The following is a 14,872-nucleotide window of genomic DNA, read 5'->3' on the forward strand; positions in this document are numbered from 1 at the left end:
GCACACCATGCCCTGGTACAAATCAGGAACGGTTTCTGTCACCCAAAATTCCAATGCGGTGATTGGCACAGGCACCGCGTTTATTGCCAACAGCCGGGTTGGCGATGGCTTTCGCGGGCCGGACGGACGTTGGTACGAGGTGACCAACATCGCCAGCAACACAGCTTTGTCGATCTCGCCGAACTACGAAGGCCCGACAGCAGCTGACGGCCTTTACTCGATCGTGCCGGTGCAGGGGTATCAGAAGGACCTGGCGGATCAGGTGCGAAAAATCCTCAACGACTACGGCGGCGTGCTGGCGGTGCTGGGCACTACGCCCACCACCGCCGGCGTTCGTGATGAGCTCAATCTCACCGATACAGATGGCCTGCCCGAGGGGCAGACGAATAAGTACATGACCGCAGCTGGCGTTCGCGGCACCGCGCTGGAGGGCGTGGATGTCGCAACGCCGGGAGCTGTTGCAGCAGCCGATTCCATCTTGTCGGCACTGGGGAAGCTGCAGGCCACCAAAGCAGATCTCAGCGGGACGAATAAAACCGTTGCTATCGAGAAAGGGGGAACTGGTGCTACTACGCCCGCTCTCGCTCGGGCGGCATTGGGGCTGACGATTCTGGGCACTGTCAGTCAGTCCGGAGGCGCTCCAACCGGAGCGCTCATGGAGTACGGTAGTAATGCCAACGGGGAATATTGGAAGTTCGCCAACGGTTTTATGGTCTGTATTTCAACGAAGTCAGTAATCGTGGCAATCAGTAGTGCGCTGGGTGGGCTCTACTGGAAAGGGGCTGCTGATCGGCCCGCCGACACACTGCCGGCTAACTTTGCGGTTGCTCCCTGGGCTCATCTGATTATTGGCGGAGAATACCCGGGGTTCAGCGAGACAGTAATCATGCCGACTACCGGGACGTTCGGCATCATTCGCCACTTGAGCCCCGTCGCACTTCCGCTCGCCACTTACACTTACACGTTCATAGCAGTAGGGAGGTGGTTTTGATGCGTATTAATCTTTCACCGATGCGCATGGATGCGACCTTGAGCGTTATCCGTAGCGGAAACGCCATCGTTGTAAATGGCGAGGAATTCGACTTCAGTCGCGTTGCAGAGGGAGACACCTTGCCTAGTGCCGCGATCAAATCGACATGGTTTGCCGGCGATGTCAGCCGCGTCGACGGGGAGCTTGAGCTTACTCTGATCCTTCCGCTCCCGATCAATTACAGCCCAGAGCAGGCATTCCCGTCGCCGCTTGAGGATGTGCGTGACGGCGTGATTCCCTTGCCGATGCCTCTGCCAGAGCCAGGAGAACAAGCATGAACATCGACTGGACTCAACTGATTACCAAGGCCATGAAGGACGCCGCCATTCAGGCCGCTGAATTGGCAGCCGCGAAGGCATTGCTCGCCTCACGAAATGCACAGGCGATTGCCCAGATCTCGCGAATTCAAGACCGCATCGATACGATCAATTTCGGCATTGATATCGGCGAAGCCACGGCAGAAGACGAGGCCGAGCAGGCCGCACTGACGCTGAACCTGAAAGCGTGGAAGACCTATAAGTTTGCACTGGGCAAGGTCACTGTGCAGCCGACCTGGTATCAGGCACCGATATGGCCGATCGAACCGCCCATCCCGGAAATCATTGCTGCGCCGTTACTGAGTGAGGCCGAAGCGATCTGAGCCGCATCAAAAACCGTAACCCGCCATCGAGCGGGTATTTTTTTGCCTGGAGAACGACATGCCGATCACCCAGCAGCAGTTGCTGCAGATCCTCCCGAACGCCCGCACTCAAGCGGGCGTTTTTGTTTCCGTCCTGAACACCGCCATGCAGCACTACCAGATCGTGGGCACAAAGCGCGCCACCGCGTTCATTGCGCAGATTGGCCATGAGTCTGGACAGCTGTGCTATGTCCGTGAAATCTGGGGGCCGACCGCTGCCCAGCGCGGGTACGAAGGTCGTGAGGACCTGGGCAATACCGTGCCGGGCGATGGCCGGAAATATTGCGGTCGCGGCCTGATTCAAATCACAGGCCGGGCGAACTACGCCAAGTGCGGCGAGGCGCTGGGGCTCGACCTGATCAGCCAACCCGAGCTGCTCGAACTGCCGCAGCATGCCGCGATGTCGGCAGCGTGGTTCTGGAAACAGAAGGGGCTGAATGATTTGGCCGATCGGGATCAATTCAACACCATCACCCGGCGCATCAATGGCGGGCTGAACGGTCTGCCCGATAGGCTGGCGCTGTGGGAGAAGGCGCGCAAGGTACTGGCTTGAGCGCGCCGTGCTGAAATTGATGGCTCTGAGCCACACTTGCGGGGCCTTTGGTCTTGAACCATCATTCCTTTTTGATGATGGCGTTATGAACGTGGACAAGCGACTTGCAGGGCTTTCGTTCTTGATGACCCTCGTTTGGGTTACGGTCGTCCTGGCAGTGATGTATTGGATGTCGCGCTGAATATAAAGGGTAAATAGTTGTGGAAGGCGTAGTGATAGGCGACAAAATGCAGCGAGAGGCCGATCGCCTGCTGGCGCAGATCGTCCGGACAGATTCGATGATCACTGCAGTGAAGGCGGGAGCACGGGCTGAAGGTTTCGTGCTTGGGCTGGAAACCGCCGGCGCATTGCGCTCCGGCGATGCTGAAAGGCTCTACATCATTTTCGAAGCTGCTCTGGTGGAGCACCTGAAAACCTTGTCGCAACGATGAATCATTCGGCCGGCTTGATCAGTTCCGGCCCCTGATTGCGTACGTTACCCACGGCGCGGTCAACCTTGAACCACTCGAAAGCCTCGGATGGTTCGCCCTCATGCAACACCATCTGTTCAGCGCGTTCTTTGGGCGTGGCCGGGTCCAGCCATTCCCGCGCGAGCTCTGGCGGGAGAACGACCGGGCGGCGGTCGTGGATGTCGACCATGCCGCAGGCGCTGTCGGCGGTGATGATTACAAAGCCGTCGTGCTCGCCGGGACCGTGCTCTTCGTTCGGGTACTGGCCGATCGCGGCGCAGAGGATCGGGGACTGGTCGCGATGCCTGATCAGGTAGGGCTGCTTCTTCGGCCCACCTTCGTCTACCCACTCGAACCAGTTGTTGATCGCGATGATTGCCCGGTGCGGCCAGATCGCGCGGAAGAACGGGCCGTGGGCGACTTTCTCCACGCGGGCGTTGATTGGCGCGGCGCGGTCTTTCGCCCAATGCGGGCGCCATCCCCAGCGAACCATGTCCGCGTGCAGAAACTCACCTTCCTGGTGGAAGAGGGCCAATTGAGTGGTCGGCGCGGCGTTGTACCGCTCGAGCGGTTGCTCACCCACCGAGTTGATCAGCGCGTTCGGCATGCTGAGCGCCGCTACGAAGTCGTGAATGCCGCTGTATTGGGTGAGTCGTCCGCACATTGCCGTGCCCTCGGGGGGATCTGATTCAGCGTAGACCCGCTGGCGCTGGCTTCGTCACAAAACCTTTTCCGGCGCATGTCGTGCAGTCATCCCTGGCACCGAAGCGATCGAGGCACTCAGGACAAATGCAGAACGCCGCCGACTCGATGTGAGGGCGTAACTTTTCAAACGCCCGAAGATCCCGCTCCTCTTGAGCGACCTGCGCCGCATCGACGAGCGCCCGGTAGACGTCAGCATCCGCGAGAGCGCGGTGGGTAACGCCGTCAATCATTCGCTCGGTTTCAATCAGCCGGTACAGGCAGCCGTTCATCTCCATAGAAAGCCCGGTGATTTTTCCGATCCTGCGAGAGATTCCAAGCGACAACCAAACTCCGTCAGGTTCGGAGTACACCTTTCCGTCATAGCCAGAGTAAGTGCCGCGCGGCTCAATCTTTGCGAAGTTGAATATTGAGCGACTTATGGTGCCGAGCAATTCATTACTCTCGGCCCGTACCACGTCATAGCTTGATGCGCCCCGGTACTGGCCAGGCAAGCTCTGCAGTTCTTCCACTGCGTGCCAATAAGCTGCGTCGGCCATTTCGTTCATGTCGAATTGCTCGAGCGCGTCGATCAGGCCTTCGCTCAGCAAATCCATCGCCATTTCTCGCAAGGTCGCCCGGTGCGCTTCGGGGCTTTGCATACGGAAGTCGTGATCATCGAGAGTGGCTCGCCAGCGATCAAGGCGAAGGGATTTTGCTTGGTTGAAATTCATGAAACGGGTTCGCTGTACGAGTGCTGTATGTATGTACAGTAATCGAGGCGAAGCCCGTGGGCGAGAGTGAGGCGACGAGCTGTCAATCGGGCGTCATCAAAACGGCCAAGGTCATTTTGATGAATTCTTCATTTCGATCGAGCGCGGCCAGAGAGCTACGGACGTTTTCCGCGACGTCGGCGGATCCGCGCTGCTCGACCCAGAGGGTGAGCTCCATGATGGCGGCTTCAAGGGCGAGCTGGTTTTCGTTGATTTTGAAGAGTAGGGAAGGGAGCAGATCAGAGTTTGGCATTGGTTTCCTCCTTGGACGAAACCAGAGTAGCAGGGGGATTCAATGTCGGCAGAACGCCGGAGAAGGGCAAAGCGCTGGATTATGCAAAGTCGGCATAATGCCAGCTTCTCAGTGCCCGATAGGATTTTAATCTTTACGTAAAATTTGAGGTCTTTTTTCGGGCCGCAATCATTCTGCGGTATGCGAAAACATTGGGCCGAATGTCAGTCTTTCGAATCGAATTGCGGCCCAAAAAATCGCATCCAAGCCGCAGCCCGCTTGATTCTGGCGCGGGACTTAAAATCCCCCGCTCGTAAGGGCGTGCCGGTTCGATTCCGGCTTCGGGCACCATAAATATCAAGGGCTTGCATGACATATGTCATGCAAGCCCTTATTTTTTGTGCCGTGGGAATGTTTTCCACGCTACTGACTGGCCATTCCGTCGCCGTCTGGTGCCTGAAGTTCCACTCCTTTCTTCAGCGTCGACTGCATCCATCAGCGAGTAAGCGTTTCCGGCGCTACCACCCATACGCTACAGGGCATTTTGTACAACAGATGCTCGACCGTGCTGCCAACCAGTCTGCCTATTCCTCGATGAGTGACGCGGCCCATTACGATCACATCGATGTCGTAAGCATCGGCATAGCTGGAAAGCACCTTGGCGGGATCGCCCACAATCATGTGCTGGTTTTCTGCCGGAATGTTGTTGCGTGCAGCCAGCGCCTGGAAAGCTTCGCCTTGGGCGTCGAACAGTTTCTTGGCTGCGCTGGAAGAAAAGATCGCGGACGCGTTATTGAAGCCGAATTCGGCAGCGCTGATCGATGACAGGTCATGAGCATAAATTACGTCCAGGCTGCCATTGCAGATACCGGCCAGTCTTGCTGCTTCGCGCAGGATCCGGTCGTTGAGGCCCTGGTATTGGCCATCACGATGGAAGGGGTCGACCGCCGCGACGATTCGGCGTGGCAGTGCGTTTTGAGCGTGGCTGACAAAATGCAGCGGCACCGGGCATTCGCGCAACAGGTGGATATCCAGCGGCGTGAACATCAGCCGCGACAGAAATGATTCGTGCTCCAGAGCCTTTACAAGCGCGGCCATCGGCTGTTCCTTCAAATGGATGAGGATCTCCTTCAAAGGATTGTCCACCCAGACGACCTCGGTGGTGACGGTCACTCCGATCTTGCGCAGCGGCCGGGCCTGGTCTTCGAGCCATTGATGATGGCGTTCGACATAGCCCAGACGCATCTGCTCCAGGGCTTGCTCGTTGAGCATTCCTGCGGTCGCCAGGCCCTCCAGATAATCAAACGCGACAATATGCAGTGCGGCATCCGACGCTTTGGCCAGTGCGGCGGCGCGGTCGAATGCGGGACTGTTTTTCATCAGCGGCGACACGACCAGCATGAAACGCGATTGCTCAGACATGACAGAACTCCCGAGGTAGTCACCCAAGCATTGCGCTGCATGCCTGGAGTGAGTAGTGGCGCATGCGCTTATCCTGGAGCGAGCCAGCAGGGCGGGGTTGATATTTATCAACCAGACATCAGCGCGTGGTCGTGAGCGGATGTACGGTCGAGCAAGACCACTGATCCTCGGATAGTTGACCATTATCAACTACGACCCTGTCGCCGCGGCTCAAGCTCTGCTCTGCGCTCACCTGTCGGCGGAGGGAAAGTCATCATGGCCACCATGAAAGCCGCAATATTCGTTGAAAAAAACCGCATCGTGCTCGATGACAAGCCGATTCCCGAGGTCGGGCCGCTGGATGCGTTGATCCGCGTGACCACCACCACCATTTGCGGCACCGACGTACATATCCTGCGCGGCGAATACCCTGTGGCAAGAGGACTGACCATCGGCCACGAACCGGTCGGCATCATTGAGCGATTGGGCTCGCAAGTACGCGGTTTTATCGAAGGGCAGCGAGTGATCGCCGGTGCCATCACCCCAAGCGGGCACAGTTACGCGTGTCTGTGTGGTTGCGGTTCGCAGGACGGCCCGGACACCCGGCACGGCTTCAAGGCCATTGGCGGCTGGAAGTTTGGCAACACGATCGACGGTTGCCAGGCCGAGTACGTGTTGGTGCCGGATGCACAGGCCAACCTGTGCCCGATCCCTGATGAGTTGAGCGATGAACAGGTGCTGATGTGCCCGGACATCATGTCCACCGGGTTCTCGGGGGCCGAGCGCGGCGAGATCGCCATCGGCGACGCTGTCGCGGTATTTGCGTTGGGCCCCATCGGCCTCTGCGCCGTGGCCGGAGCGCGCCTGAAGGGCGCCACCACGATTATCGGTGTCGACGCGGTTCCCGAACGCATGGCCATGGCGCGCCAACTGGGCGCGACCCATACCGTCAATTTCAAGGACGGCAATGTGGTGGAGCAGATCATGGCGTTGACCGATGGCCGTGGCGTGGATGTGTCCATCGAAGCGCTGGGCACCCAAGGCACGTTCGAGTCGGCATTGCGGGTGCTGCGCCCGGGCGGGCGCTTGTCCAGCCTCGGGGTGTATTCCAGCGATCTGCACATCCCGCTCGGCGCGTTTGCCGCCGGATTGGGGGATTACAGCATCGTTTCCACCCTGTGCCCCGGCGGCAAGGAGCGCATGCGGCGCCTGATGGCGGTGGTGCAGAGCGGCGCCGTCGATCTGTCACCGCTGGTGACTCACCGTTTCAAACTGGACGACATCGAGCAGGCGTATGAGTTGTTCGCTCATCAACGCGACGGGGTCATGAAAGTCGCAATCACTCCTTGAAAGCACCTTGGCGTGCCGCTGAAACCGGGGTTTCCATGAACATCAAGATCGCTGAAAAACACGCTCCCCATGGCTGGGTCGTGCACATGGATGACTGGGATGTGGGCTTCAGGAGCCTTAAGGCTGCGCAGGAATTTGTCGAGGTGCTTGAGGCCCGTATCAACGCCCCTCACGAGTGGCCGAATGCGTTTGCCCAGCCGTTGCCAGCGCGGCCGGCAACGGCGCGCCGAATGGCCGTGAGCGTTGAATGCTCGCCGTAAGCCGAATGCAGAGCAGGGTCGCAGACCCTGCGGGACGCTACCCATCATGAATGAGGTTTTTGATCTGTCCGGCGCCGCTGCGGCGTTGGGGATCGGCATGCTCATCGGTCTTGAGCGTGAACGGCACAAGGGCACCGGCGATGCGCGACACTGCGCCGGCTTGCGCACGTTCGCCATTACCGCGCTGTTGGGGTATGTCGCGCTACAGGTCGGCGGTGGCCTGCTGCTGGGGATCGTCGCCGGCTGTGTCACGTTGCTGACCAGCGTTGCGTACTGGCGTAGTCAAAGCGACGACCCTGGGCTGACCAGCGAGGTGGCGTTGATCGCGGTGCTGATCCTGGGCGCGTTGTGCGCAACCGCGCCGGCGCTGGCAATTGCCCTTGGCGTGGTGATTGCGGGCCTTTTGGCCTATCGCCAGACGCTGCATCACTTTGCCAACAGCCAGTTGTCCGACGCGGAAATGCGTGATGGCCTGATCTTGCTGATCGCAGCGCTGGTAATACTGCCATTGGCACCGGACCGATATATCGGCCCGTACGCCGCGATCAATCTGCGCACCATTTGTACCGTGACGGTGTTGCTGATGCTGGTCGGCGCGTTCGGCCACATTGCCGTGCGGGCTTTGGGCTCGCGCTATGGCTACGTCATCAGCGCGATTGCATCCGGCTTCGCCTCCAGTACCGTGACGATCGCGACCATGGGCCAACGCCTTGCCCATGAGCCGGGCAATATCCGCATCCTCAGCGCGGCTGCGATTTTCTCCAATCTGGCAACGGTGATACAGGTCGGACTGATCCTCATGATGGTTGATCCGAATCTGCTGAACAGTATATGGACGCCTCTGCTTTTCGGCCTGATCGCTACGTTGTTGTACGGCGCCTGCCTGATGTTTCCCGACCCCACGCGAGGGAGCCGCAGCAAACCGGTCGACACGGCAGGGGCGTTCAATCTGAAACTCGCGGTCATCGTGACACTGACCCTTACCGGCATCACATTCGTCTCCTCGGCCATGCTCAGCCACTTTGGTCAGGCAGGCTTGTGGCTGACCGCAATGCTTTCGGGCTTTGCCGATGCGCACTCTGCCACAGCGTCCATCGCAAGCCTGGCCAAGGCGGGCCAGGTGCCTTATGACTCGATAGTCGTGCCAGCGCTGATTGCCGTCAGCAGTAACTCGTTGAGCAAATGCGTGGTGGCGTGGGTCAGCGGCGGCAGGCGTTTCGCTGCCTGCGTGATCCCGGGGCAGTTGTTGCTGACCTTGGCCATGTGGGCGGGCACTGTGCTGTTTTGAGCGCAATCGGTGCTCTTGCTGACAAAGATCAAGCTGCCAGTGGCCACAGCATTCACCCTGAAGACTGTTTCTCCTGGCTGGCCGCATGCCGAGGTATCCCATGTCACAGACTCCGCGTTTACTGTTGATCGCTCCTTCAGCCATGGAGCACACGCCAGCGTTCGAGCGCGCGGCTGCGCTGGCCCAGGCCATGCAATTGCCGTTGCACATCGTGGCCTTCGACTACTTGCAGGCGCTGGCCGTGGCAGGGCTGTTTGCCCCCGAGCAGATCCGCCTCGCCCGCGATAGTTATCTGCGCACTCACCGGCAGTGGCTCACAGAGCAGGCTTCATTGCTGGCGAGGCATCAGATCATGGTCACCAGCGAGGTGATGTGGGTTCAGGATCCCTTCGCCGAGATCCTGCAGTTCATCAACGAGATGCCGTTGCTATTGATCATCAAGGATGTGCAGCACGAGTCCGTGCTGGAGCGTATTTTCTACACCCCGCTGGACTGGCAACTGTTACGCGATTGCCCGGTGCCGGTGCATTTGGTGACCGACGACACTCATCCGCGCCCACGCCGTGTGCTGGCCATCGTCGATGTCTTGCGCAGCGAAGAGCAGGACTGCCTGTTCAACGATCAAATCATCGATGCCGCCACCCAACTGGCCGCGCAGTGCGATGCCAGTCTTGATGTGGTGCATGTTTACGACTGGACGGCGGCTTACGCCACGGACATGGGGTTCGGCGCACTGCCATTGGCCACCGGGATCCATGAAACGCTGGGCACTGCGCAGCATGAGGCATTTACGGCCCTGGCCGAGCGCCACGGCGTGCCGGCCTCATGCCGGCACTTCATCGAGGGCGCGCCGGTGCGCAGTATCTGCGAGTTCGCCATCAACAAGCAGATCGACGTCATTGTCATGGGCACAGTGCAGCACCACGGCTTGAGCAAGTTGTTAGGCAGCACCGCCGAACAGCTGCTGCATCGGGCACCTTGCAGTGTGCTGGCGATCAAGCCGCAACCCACACTGCAATCCTGAAACACGAACGCCCCGAGGTGAATCGTTGGCCGACTCACCTCGGGGCGATTCATTTACAGGTCAAGACGATGAATGACCTGGCGTGCGTCGTCCGGATCATTGTGGGTCTCGAAGCCCAGGCTTTTGGCCAGATCGCGCATCGCCGCGTTACTGGCGGCATCGACCGAGTACATCTGGCGGAATCCGTTGCGGCGGGCTGCCTTGATCAAGTGTTCCATCAGCAACGTGCCCAAGCCCAGGTGCTGCCATTCATCGGCGACCGTCACCGCGCACTCGCATTGATGTCCGCCTGTGCCGGCATAGCGGCTGATGCCGATTTCGATCAACTTGCCGTTCTCGTGAACCAGTGCAATGAAGGCGGTGCGCTGTTTGTTATCGGTGTCCATCAACTGGTCGAGCAGAGCGGTGCCGGGTTCGCCGATCTGGGCGAGAAAACGCATGTGCCTGGATTCGGGGGACAGGCGCTTGATGAAGTCGTATTCGCGCAAGCGATCCTTCTCCGTGAGCGGCCGGATCAATACATGGCGACCGTCCTTGAGCGCCTCAATCCAGTATTGACCGGAAACCGCCGCGTAAGCGGCCACGGCCTGATCGTTGTGGTCTTTGACGGTGAGCATGGTCATTCTCCATCCGGTTCAAAAGGCTGGCGGGCGTTGAAAAAGCGTCCGCTTGCCTCCCTTCTACGCGGTTGCCCATGGCGACATCTGATCTACATCAGACAGCTGCCATGCGCCTCGCTCATTGACCCGGGCTTGATGTAAATCAACGCCCGGCCAGGGCGAGCGGGCGCAGTCTTGAAGCCTGCCGGCCCACCGCGCCGGTGCCGAGCGGAGGTGTGTGATGGGCCAATATGAACGTCTGTTGCTGGTCGCCGACCAGACGCTGCATCAATCGGCGGCGATGCTGCGTGCCATCGCGCTGGCCAAGGCGAGCGGGGCGGCACTGGATGTGCGGGCGTTCGTTGAGCCGGTGCCGATCACCCATCTGTGGGAGGAAAAAATCGATGACGTGGATGCTCAGCGCTATCAGCGGCGCTACCGTCGCTGGGTGGCCGATGAGCTCGAGCAGCTCAGCAACCAGGGGCTGGACGGCACCGTTGATGTGGTCTTCTCCAGCCATCCGCTGCTGGACATCCTCAAGACCGTCCATGTGCTCAAGCCCGACCTGTTGATCAAGGATGTGCGACTGGAACCGGCGCTCAAGCGCGTGTTCATCACGCCGCTCGATTGTCACCTGCTGCGTGAGTGTCCGATCCCCGTGCATCTGGTCAATCAGATTCGCTATGCGTTGCCGCATCGTGTCGTCGCGGCCGTTGACCCGTTTGATCCAGATACCCAAATCAATGGCTTGAACGACGTCATCATACGATCGGCGAACGCTTTGGCGTTGCAATGCGACGTGCCGTTGCACCTGCTATGCGCCTACGATTTGTCCGCCGCTTTCAACGGCGATGCACCAATGATCAACGGTGGCTGGAACGAAGATCTGGCGAACGAGCTGCGTCAGACACTGCATCAGGCTTTTATCGCCCTTGCCGATCGTCACGGTGTGCCACCTGAGCGTCGACACTTCGTCATGGGCCATCCAGTGCAGGTCATCAATGAGTTTGTCGAGCAGTACCTGGCCGACGTGGTGGTGATGGGCACGGTTCATCGCGTGGGCATCGAACGCGTGATCGGCAGCACCACCGAGCGCGCCTTGTATTCGGTGCCGGGGAGCATTCTGGCGGTGAGGAAAGAGCCTGTGCGGTGAGCATGATCGCAGCGTAGCGAGCCAGCCTGTTCGCTGGCCCGCTACGGTATTGCATAGATCTTGAACAGCTTCCTGGCCGCATCGCCGGCGCCGCCCAGATGTTTGTCGAATGCCTGTTCAATTTCGCCGGATCGGTACATTTCACTCAGCGCCGTGTCGACCAGCAGACGGAAATCCTCATCCTCTCGATCCACTGCCATCGCCGTCGGTGCGGACTCGAAAATCCGCTCCAGCAGCACCAGGTTGCCCGATGGATAATTTCTGGTCAGCAGATGCTTGAGCATCATGCGTTCAGCGAAAAACGCATCGGCTTTGCCATTGGCAACCAGATTCAGACCGGCTTCTGCGTTCTCTACGGTGACCAGCGTGGCGACCACACCCAGCAATCGCATCTGCTGTTGTATCCACGTCTCGGTGACCCCGCCGGCGATGGCGGCATACGTCTGATTGGCCAGACCACGGTTCACCGTGGCTCGCCACGTTGGCCCGGTATGGGCCACTTTGCCGTTCAGCACATTGAGCAAGGTTTCGGAAGCATCCTGGCGCACCACGGCCGAGAGACCGGCGGTGTAAATCGGCACCGAGTAGCTGACGACCCTGCGCCGCGCCAGCGTGGGTGGGGTCGGCGTACAAAGAATGTCGATCCTGCCGGAACTGACGGCGCTCATCTCGTCGTTGAGCGAGACCGGTTGGTACTGGATTTTCAACGTCGGCACATTCAGATCGATCCTGACGTTCTCGGCTATTTTCAGGCAGAGATCAATGGCATAGCCGCTGGCTTTATCGGCGGCCTGATCACTGAAAGGCATGAAGTCAGGCACGTAGCCAAGGGTGATCGCTTGACTGGCACGGATGCGCTCCAGCGTATTGCCATGGGTCACTACCGGTAGCAGCGCAAGGACGCAGACGAGCAGCAGGTGGTGGGCTCTGATCAGTTTCACGTTCATGCGCGCGGTTCCTCGAATTCAGATATCTGTGCTGTACCGAAGACTTCGATCAAGGGTTATCAGGCCGGGGGCCGACAGACGCAGGGGCAGCGACAAAACGTTTGGCAAGGAAACCGTAAAGCAGGTAGCCGAACACCAGGACCAGGATGCCGCCGAATACCGCGTCCTTGCCGCAGGCATACAGCGCATACAACGAATAGGCCACGGCAACCACTAACAGCAGGGTATTGCGCGTGTATACGGCGGCGCTGACTCTGGCTTTGTACATCATGACCAGCAGCCCGGTGGCTGCCGTCACGTAGGGAATCAGGTTGGTCACCGCGGCGAGGCTGACGAGTTTTCCAAACTGCGCGCTTGCGTTCGGCGAAATGGTCGACAGCGCCATCAAGGTCTGCAGTACGCCGCAGACCAGCATCCCGACGATGGGGGCGTTGCGTGCGCTGACCTTGCTGAACAGTTTCGGGAACATGCCCTGATCAGCGGTCACCTTGGCCGTTTGCGCCAACGTGAACTGCCAGCCCAGCAGCGAGCCAACACAGGCCATTACCGCGAGCGCCATGATGATGTTGCCGACCAGGGGATTGAACATATGTGCATAAACGAGCGCGAAAGGAGCAGATGAGTTGGCCAGTTCGGCGTTGGGAATAATGCCCTGAATGACCGTCGTCGATAGCACATAGACCACCGCTGCGCCCAATGTCCCGAACAGACAGGCCAGCGGTACGGTGCGCTTGGGATTTTCGACCGCATCTGAGGCCTGGGCTGCCGACTCCATGCCGAGAAACGCCCAGAGTGTCAGGGGAATCGCTTTGCTGATGGCCTCGGATATCGGCAGTTGATTCGGGTTCCAGGCGGCGATGATCAGATCGGGTTTGAACCAGAACCAACCGATGATGCTCAAGCCCGCTACAGGAATGATCACCCCCCACACCGTAACCGCACCAATCCTGCCGGTGATGCCTGGGCCGCCGAAATTCGCCACGGTGGTCAGCCAGAGCAGGCCGACTGTCCCAACGAATAAAGGAATGGCGCCGCTTCCCAGCCAGGGCATGAACGATGTCATGTATCCCACCGCAGAGATCGCCACCGCCACGTTGGCAATGGCCAGCGACAGGAAGTACAGGTAAGAGCACAGAAAAAAGCCTGACTTTGCATGCGCCTCTTCGGTGTAGGCGGATAGCCCGCCAGAGCGCAGGCAGAAGATGCCGCACTGGGAAAAGCAATACGCGATGGCCATCGAGCCGACAGCGGTGACGATCCATGACAGCAATGAAACAGCCCCGAGTTGGGCCATGCTCGTCGGCAACATGATGATGCCTGAGCCCATCATGTTCACCGTCACCAGTGTGGTGAGCCCCATGAGGCTCATTTTCTTGCTTGAGTCGGCCATCGGAGTTCCCTCGATTTGCGCAACGCATCACCGCTCAGCCGACGCACGAGGTTTTGCCGGCATCGGCAGTACGCAGCTTTTCAAGCGACGTTCAACGGTTAGAAAGACAGGTGATTTCAAGTGCATCGAAACAGCGCGCCCATCGCTTCGATATGGCTTGCCCGAGGGATGGCGAAGGCATGGCAGGAACTCATGGACGGGCTCAATGCTGCTGGCGGTTGCAGCCCGACACCATCTGCTTGAGGCCGTCCATGTTGCGGATTTTTACGTCGCGTGCGGTGATTTCCACCAAACCCTGATCGCGCAAGTGGGCAATGCCGCGGCAAATGGTTTCGAGACGCAGCCCAAGGTAGGAGCCGATTTCTTCACGGCGCATTTTCAGCACGAACTCTTTCGAGGAATAGCCACGGGAGCTGAGGCGTTGTGAGAGGTTGAGCAGGAAAGCCGCGAGGCGCTCATCTGAGTTCATGTTGCCCATGAGCATCAACATGCTGTGATCGCGCACAATTTCCCGGCTCAGCAGTTTATTCAGATTGTGCTGCAGGGATGGCAGGCTTTGCGCGAGTTTTTCCAGCTGTGCGAAGTGAATCGGACAGACCTCGCTGTCCTCCAGCGCATACGCAGTACACGCGTGTTGATCGATACTGATGGCGTCGAGCCCGAGCATTTCGCCGGGAATATGAAAACCGGTCACTTGCTCGCGGCCGTCGACGGAGACCACGCTGGTCTTGAACGAGCCTATTCGCACAGCGTACAGAGAGCGCAGCGGGTCCCCGGTCCGGTAGAGAGCGACACCTTTCTTCACCTTGTATCGCTGCACGATCAGCGTATCGAGTCGATCAACCTCCGGGCCCGTCAGGCCGAGCGGCAGGCACAACTCAACCACGCTGCAGTTGGAACAGGCAGTTTTAAGAATCGGCGGGGGCGAGTGGGCTTCAAGCATGGATAAGCAGCCTCCAGTGAGTGTGATAAGCATAGAAGTCTTCGCAGCGCACGTGCCTTTCGTTTGGCGTGCCAGCGTGATTACGGACGAACGGCGGGGAGGGGAATCACAAAGGCAACG

The 14,872-nt window shown here is 59.2% G+C and carries 18 protein-coding genes and 1 tRNA gene; 11 read left to right on the forward strand and 8 right to left on the reverse strand.

Annotated features, from left to right (window positions below):
* The first annotated feature begins 7 nt into the window (after positions 1–7).
* The 5 genes from AB4O12_RS07265 to AB4O12_RS07285 all read left to right on the forward strand — a co-directional run bounded on the left by AB4O12_RS07265 (position 8) and on the right by AB4O12_RS07285 (position 2,693).
* On the forward strand, positions 8–991 hold the full coding sequence (locus AB4O12_RS07265) for a hypothetical protein (protein WP_460061108.1): 984 nt from the start codon (positions 8–10) through the stop codon (positions 989–991).
* Positions 991–1,308: a hypothetical protein gene (locus AB4O12_RS07270; RefSeq protein ID WP_460061110.1), complete on the forward strand. Its 318-nt coding sequence runs from the start codon at positions 991–993 to the stop codon at positions 1,306–1,308. Before AB4O12_RS07265 ends, AB4O12_RS07270 begins: the two co-directional genes overlap by 1 nt.
* A complete protein-coding gene (locus AB4O12_RS07275; RefSeq protein WP_460061112.1) occupies positions 1,305–1,670 on the forward strand; it encodes a phage tail protein in 366 nt (121 codons plus the stop codon). The genes AB4O12_RS07270 and AB4O12_RS07275 overlap by 4 nt, the downstream gene beginning before the upstream one ends.
* A 58-nt stretch (positions 1,671–1,728) precedes the next feature.
* The gene (locus tag AB4O12_RS07280; RefSeq protein ID WP_353187753.1) at positions 1,729–2,262 is read left to right on the forward strand and encodes a glycoside hydrolase family 19 protein; all 534 of its coding nucleotides are present in this window, start codon (positions 1,729–1,731) and stop codon (positions 2,260–2,262) included.
* Between the two features lie 227 nt (positions 2,263–2,489).
* Positions 2,490–2,693 carry a hypothetical protein gene (locus tag AB4O12_RS07285; RefSeq protein ID WP_442101774.1) on the forward strand — a complete coding sequence of 68 codons (204 nt, stop codon included), beginning with the start codon at positions 2,490–2,492 and terminating at the stop codon, positions 2,691–2,693.
* A gap of 1 nt (position 2,694) precedes the next feature.
* Here AB4O12_RS07285 and AB4O12_RS07290 read toward each other — a convergent pair whose 3' ends face one another.
* The 3 genes from AB4O12_RS07290 to AB4O12_RS07300 form a co-directional block, all read right to left on the reverse strand.
* Positions 2,695–3,375 (reverse strand): SOS response-associated peptidase family protein, encoded by a 681-nt coding sequence (locus AB4O12_RS07290; RefSeq protein WP_460061114.1) that lies wholly within the window; start codon positions 3,373–3,375, stop codon positions 2,695–2,697.
* A gap of 25 nt (positions 3,376–3,400) precedes the next feature.
* A complete protein-coding gene (locus AB4O12_RS07295; protein ID WP_353187756.1) occupies positions 3,401–4,126 on the reverse strand; it encodes a hypothetical protein in 726 nt (241 codons plus the stop codon).
* Positions 4,127–4,208: 82 nt separating this feature from the next.
* Positions 4,209–4,418 carry a hypothetical protein gene (locus AB4O12_RS07300; protein WP_122602544.1) on the reverse strand — a complete coding sequence of 70 codons (210 nt, stop codon included), beginning with the start codon at positions 4,416–4,418 and terminating at the stop codon, positions 4,209–4,211.
* Positions 4,419–4,612: 194 nt separating this feature from the next.
* On the opposite strand from AB4O12_RS07300, the gene AB4O12_RS07305 reads away from it, so the two are divergent.
* Positions 4,613–4,748, forward strand: a tRNA-OTHER gene (locus AB4O12_RS07305).
* Between the two features lie 144 nt (positions 4,749–4,892).
* On the opposite strand, the gene AB4O12_RS07310 is transcribed toward AB4O12_RS07305, so the two are convergent.
* Positions 4,893–5,819 (reverse strand): universal stress protein, encoded by a 927-nt coding sequence (locus AB4O12_RS07310; RefSeq protein ID WP_460061118.1) that lies wholly within the window; start codon positions 5,817–5,819, stop codon positions 4,893–4,895.
* A 255-nt stretch (positions 5,820–6,074) separates the two neighbouring features.
* Between AB4O12_RS07310 and AB4O12_RS07315 the strand changes: the two genes are divergently transcribed.
* The 4 genes from AB4O12_RS07315 to AB4O12_RS07330 all read left to right on the forward strand — a co-directional run bounded on the left by AB4O12_RS07315 (position 6,075) and on the right by AB4O12_RS07330 (position 9,720).
* Entirely contained in the window at positions 6,075–7,148 is a 1,074-nt protein-coding gene (locus AB4O12_RS07315; protein ID WP_460061120.1) for an NAD(P)-dependent alcohol dehydrogenase, read from the forward strand.
* 35 nt (positions 7,149–7,183) lie between these two features.
* On the forward strand, positions 7,184–7,408 hold the full coding sequence (locus AB4O12_RS07320; RefSeq protein WP_150742046.1) for a hypothetical protein: 225 nt from the start codon (positions 7,184–7,186) through the stop codon (positions 7,406–7,408).
* Between the two features lie 46 nt (positions 7,409–7,454).
* Complete coding sequence (locus AB4O12_RS07325; protein ID WP_315434985.1) at positions 7,455–8,696, forward strand: MgtC/SapB family protein; 1,242 nt, start codon at positions 7,455–7,457, stop codon at positions 8,694–8,696.
* A 100-nt stretch (positions 8,697–8,796) separates the two neighbouring features.
* On the forward strand, positions 8,797–9,720 hold the full coding sequence (locus AB4O12_RS07330; RefSeq protein ID WP_460061123.1) for a universal stress protein: 924 nt from the start codon (positions 8,797–8,799) through the stop codon (positions 9,718–9,720).
* A gap of 53 nt (positions 9,721–9,773) precedes the next feature.
* Here the strand turns inward: AB4O12_RS07330 and AB4O12_RS07335 are convergent, their stop codons facing one another.
* Positions 9,774–10,337, reverse strand: a complete 564-nt coding sequence (locus AB4O12_RS07335; protein WP_460061126.1) for an N-acetyltransferase family protein — start codon at positions 10,335–10,337, stop codon at positions 9,774–9,776.
* Between the two features lie 223 nt (positions 10,338–10,560).
* Here AB4O12_RS07335 and AB4O12_RS07340 point away from each other — a divergent pair, with 223 nt between their 5' ends.
* Complete coding sequence (locus AB4O12_RS07340) at positions 10,561–11,472, forward strand: universal stress protein (protein ID WP_460061128.1); 912 nt, start codon at positions 10,561–10,563, stop codon at positions 11,470–11,472.
* 41 nt (positions 11,473–11,513) lie between these two features.
* On the opposite strand, the gene AB4O12_RS07345 is transcribed toward AB4O12_RS07340, so the two are convergent.
* The 3 genes from AB4O12_RS07345 to fnr all read right to left on the reverse strand — a co-directional run bounded on the left by AB4O12_RS07345 (position 11,514) and on the right by fnr (position 14,752).
* The gene (locus AB4O12_RS07345; protein ID WP_460061130.1) at positions 11,514–12,419 is read right to left on the reverse strand and encodes an amino acid ABC transporter substrate-binding protein; all 906 of its coding nucleotides are present in this window, start codon (positions 12,417–12,419) and stop codon (positions 11,514–11,516) included.
* Positions 12,420–12,468: 49 nt separating this feature from the next.
* Positions 12,469–13,809, reverse strand: a complete 1,341-nt coding sequence (gene potE / locus AB4O12_RS07350) for a putrescine-ornithine antiporter (protein WP_423661230.1) — start codon at positions 13,807–13,809, stop codon at positions 12,469–12,471.
* A 202-nt stretch (positions 13,810–14,011) separates the two neighbouring features.
* Positions 14,012–14,752 carry a fumarate/nitrate reduction transcriptional regulator Fnr gene (gene fnr, locus AB4O12_RS07355; RefSeq protein ID WP_460061133.1) on the reverse strand — a complete coding sequence of 247 codons (741 nt, stop codon included), beginning with the start codon at positions 14,750–14,752 and terminating at the stop codon, positions 14,012–14,014.
* Positions 14,753–14,872: the final 120 nt, after the last annotated feature.

Source organism: Pseudomonas sp. S2_A05 (genome assembly GCF_054668485.1).

Coding starts and splice junctions, on each gene's coding strand:
- AB4O12_RS07265 (WP_460061108.1), top strand. CDS start 8: ATGCCCTGGTACAAATCAGGAACGGTTTCTGTCACCCAAAATTCCAAT.
- AB4O12_RS07270 (WP_460061110.1), top strand. CDS start 991: ATGCGTATTAATCTTTCACCGATGCGCATGGATGCGACCTTGAGCGTT.
- AB4O12_RS07275 (WP_460061112.1), top strand. CDS start 1,305: ATGAACATCGACTGGACTCAACTGATTACCAAGGCCATGAAGGACGCC.
- AB4O12_RS07280 (WP_353187753.1), top strand. CDS start 1,729: ATGCCGATCACCCAGCAGCAGTTGCTGCAGATCCTCCCGAACGCCCGC.
- AB4O12_RS07285 (WP_442101774.1), top strand. CDS start 2,490: ATGCAGCGAGAGGCCGATCGCCTGCTGGCGCAGATCGTCCGGACAGAT.
- AB4O12_RS07290 (WP_460061114.1), bottom strand. CDS start 3,375: ATGTGCGGACGACTCACCCAATACAGCGGCATTCACGACTTCGTAGCG.
- AB4O12_RS07295 (WP_353187756.1), bottom strand. CDS start 4,126: ATGAATTTCAACCAAGCAAAATCCCTTCGCCTTGATCGCTGGCGAGCC.
- AB4O12_RS07300 (WP_122602544.1), bottom strand. CDS start 4,418: ATGCCAAACTCTGATCTGCTCCCTTCCCTACTCTTCAAAATCAACGAA.
- AB4O12_RS07310 (WP_460061118.1), bottom strand. CDS start 5,819: ATGTCTGAGCAATCGCGTTTCATGCTGGTCGTGTCGCCGCTGATGAAA.
- AB4O12_RS07315 (WP_460061120.1), top strand. CDS start 6,075: ATGGCCACCATGAAAGCCGCAATATTCGTTGAAAAAAACCGCATCGTG.
- AB4O12_RS07320 (WP_150742046.1), top strand. CDS start 7,184: ATGAACATCAAGATCGCTGAAAAACACGCTCCCCATGGCTGGGTCGTG.
- AB4O12_RS07325 (WP_315434985.1), top strand. CDS start 7,455: ATGAATGAGGTTTTTGATCTGTCCGGCGCCGCTGCGGCGTTGGGGATC.
- AB4O12_RS07330 (WP_460061123.1), top strand. CDS start 8,797: ATGTCACAGACTCCGCGTTTACTGTTGATCGCTCCTTCAGCCATGGAG.
- AB4O12_RS07335 (WP_460061126.1), bottom strand. CDS start 10,337: ATGCTCACCGTCAAAGACCACAACGATCAGGCCGTGGCCGCTTACGCG.
- AB4O12_RS07340 (WP_460061128.1), top strand. CDS start 10,561: ATGGGCCAATATGAACGTCTGTTGCTGGTCGCCGACCAGACGCTGCAT.
- AB4O12_RS07345 (WP_460061130.1), bottom strand. CDS start 12,419: ATGAACGTGAAACTGATCAGAGCCCACCACCTGCTGCTCGTCTGCGTC.
- potE (WP_423661230.1), bottom strand. CDS start 13,809: ATGGCCGACTCAAGCAAGAAAATGAGCCTCATGGGGCTCACCACACTG.
- fnr (WP_460061133.1), bottom strand. CDS start 14,752: ATGCTTGAAGCCCACTCGCCCCCGCCGATTCTTAAAACTGCCTGTTCC.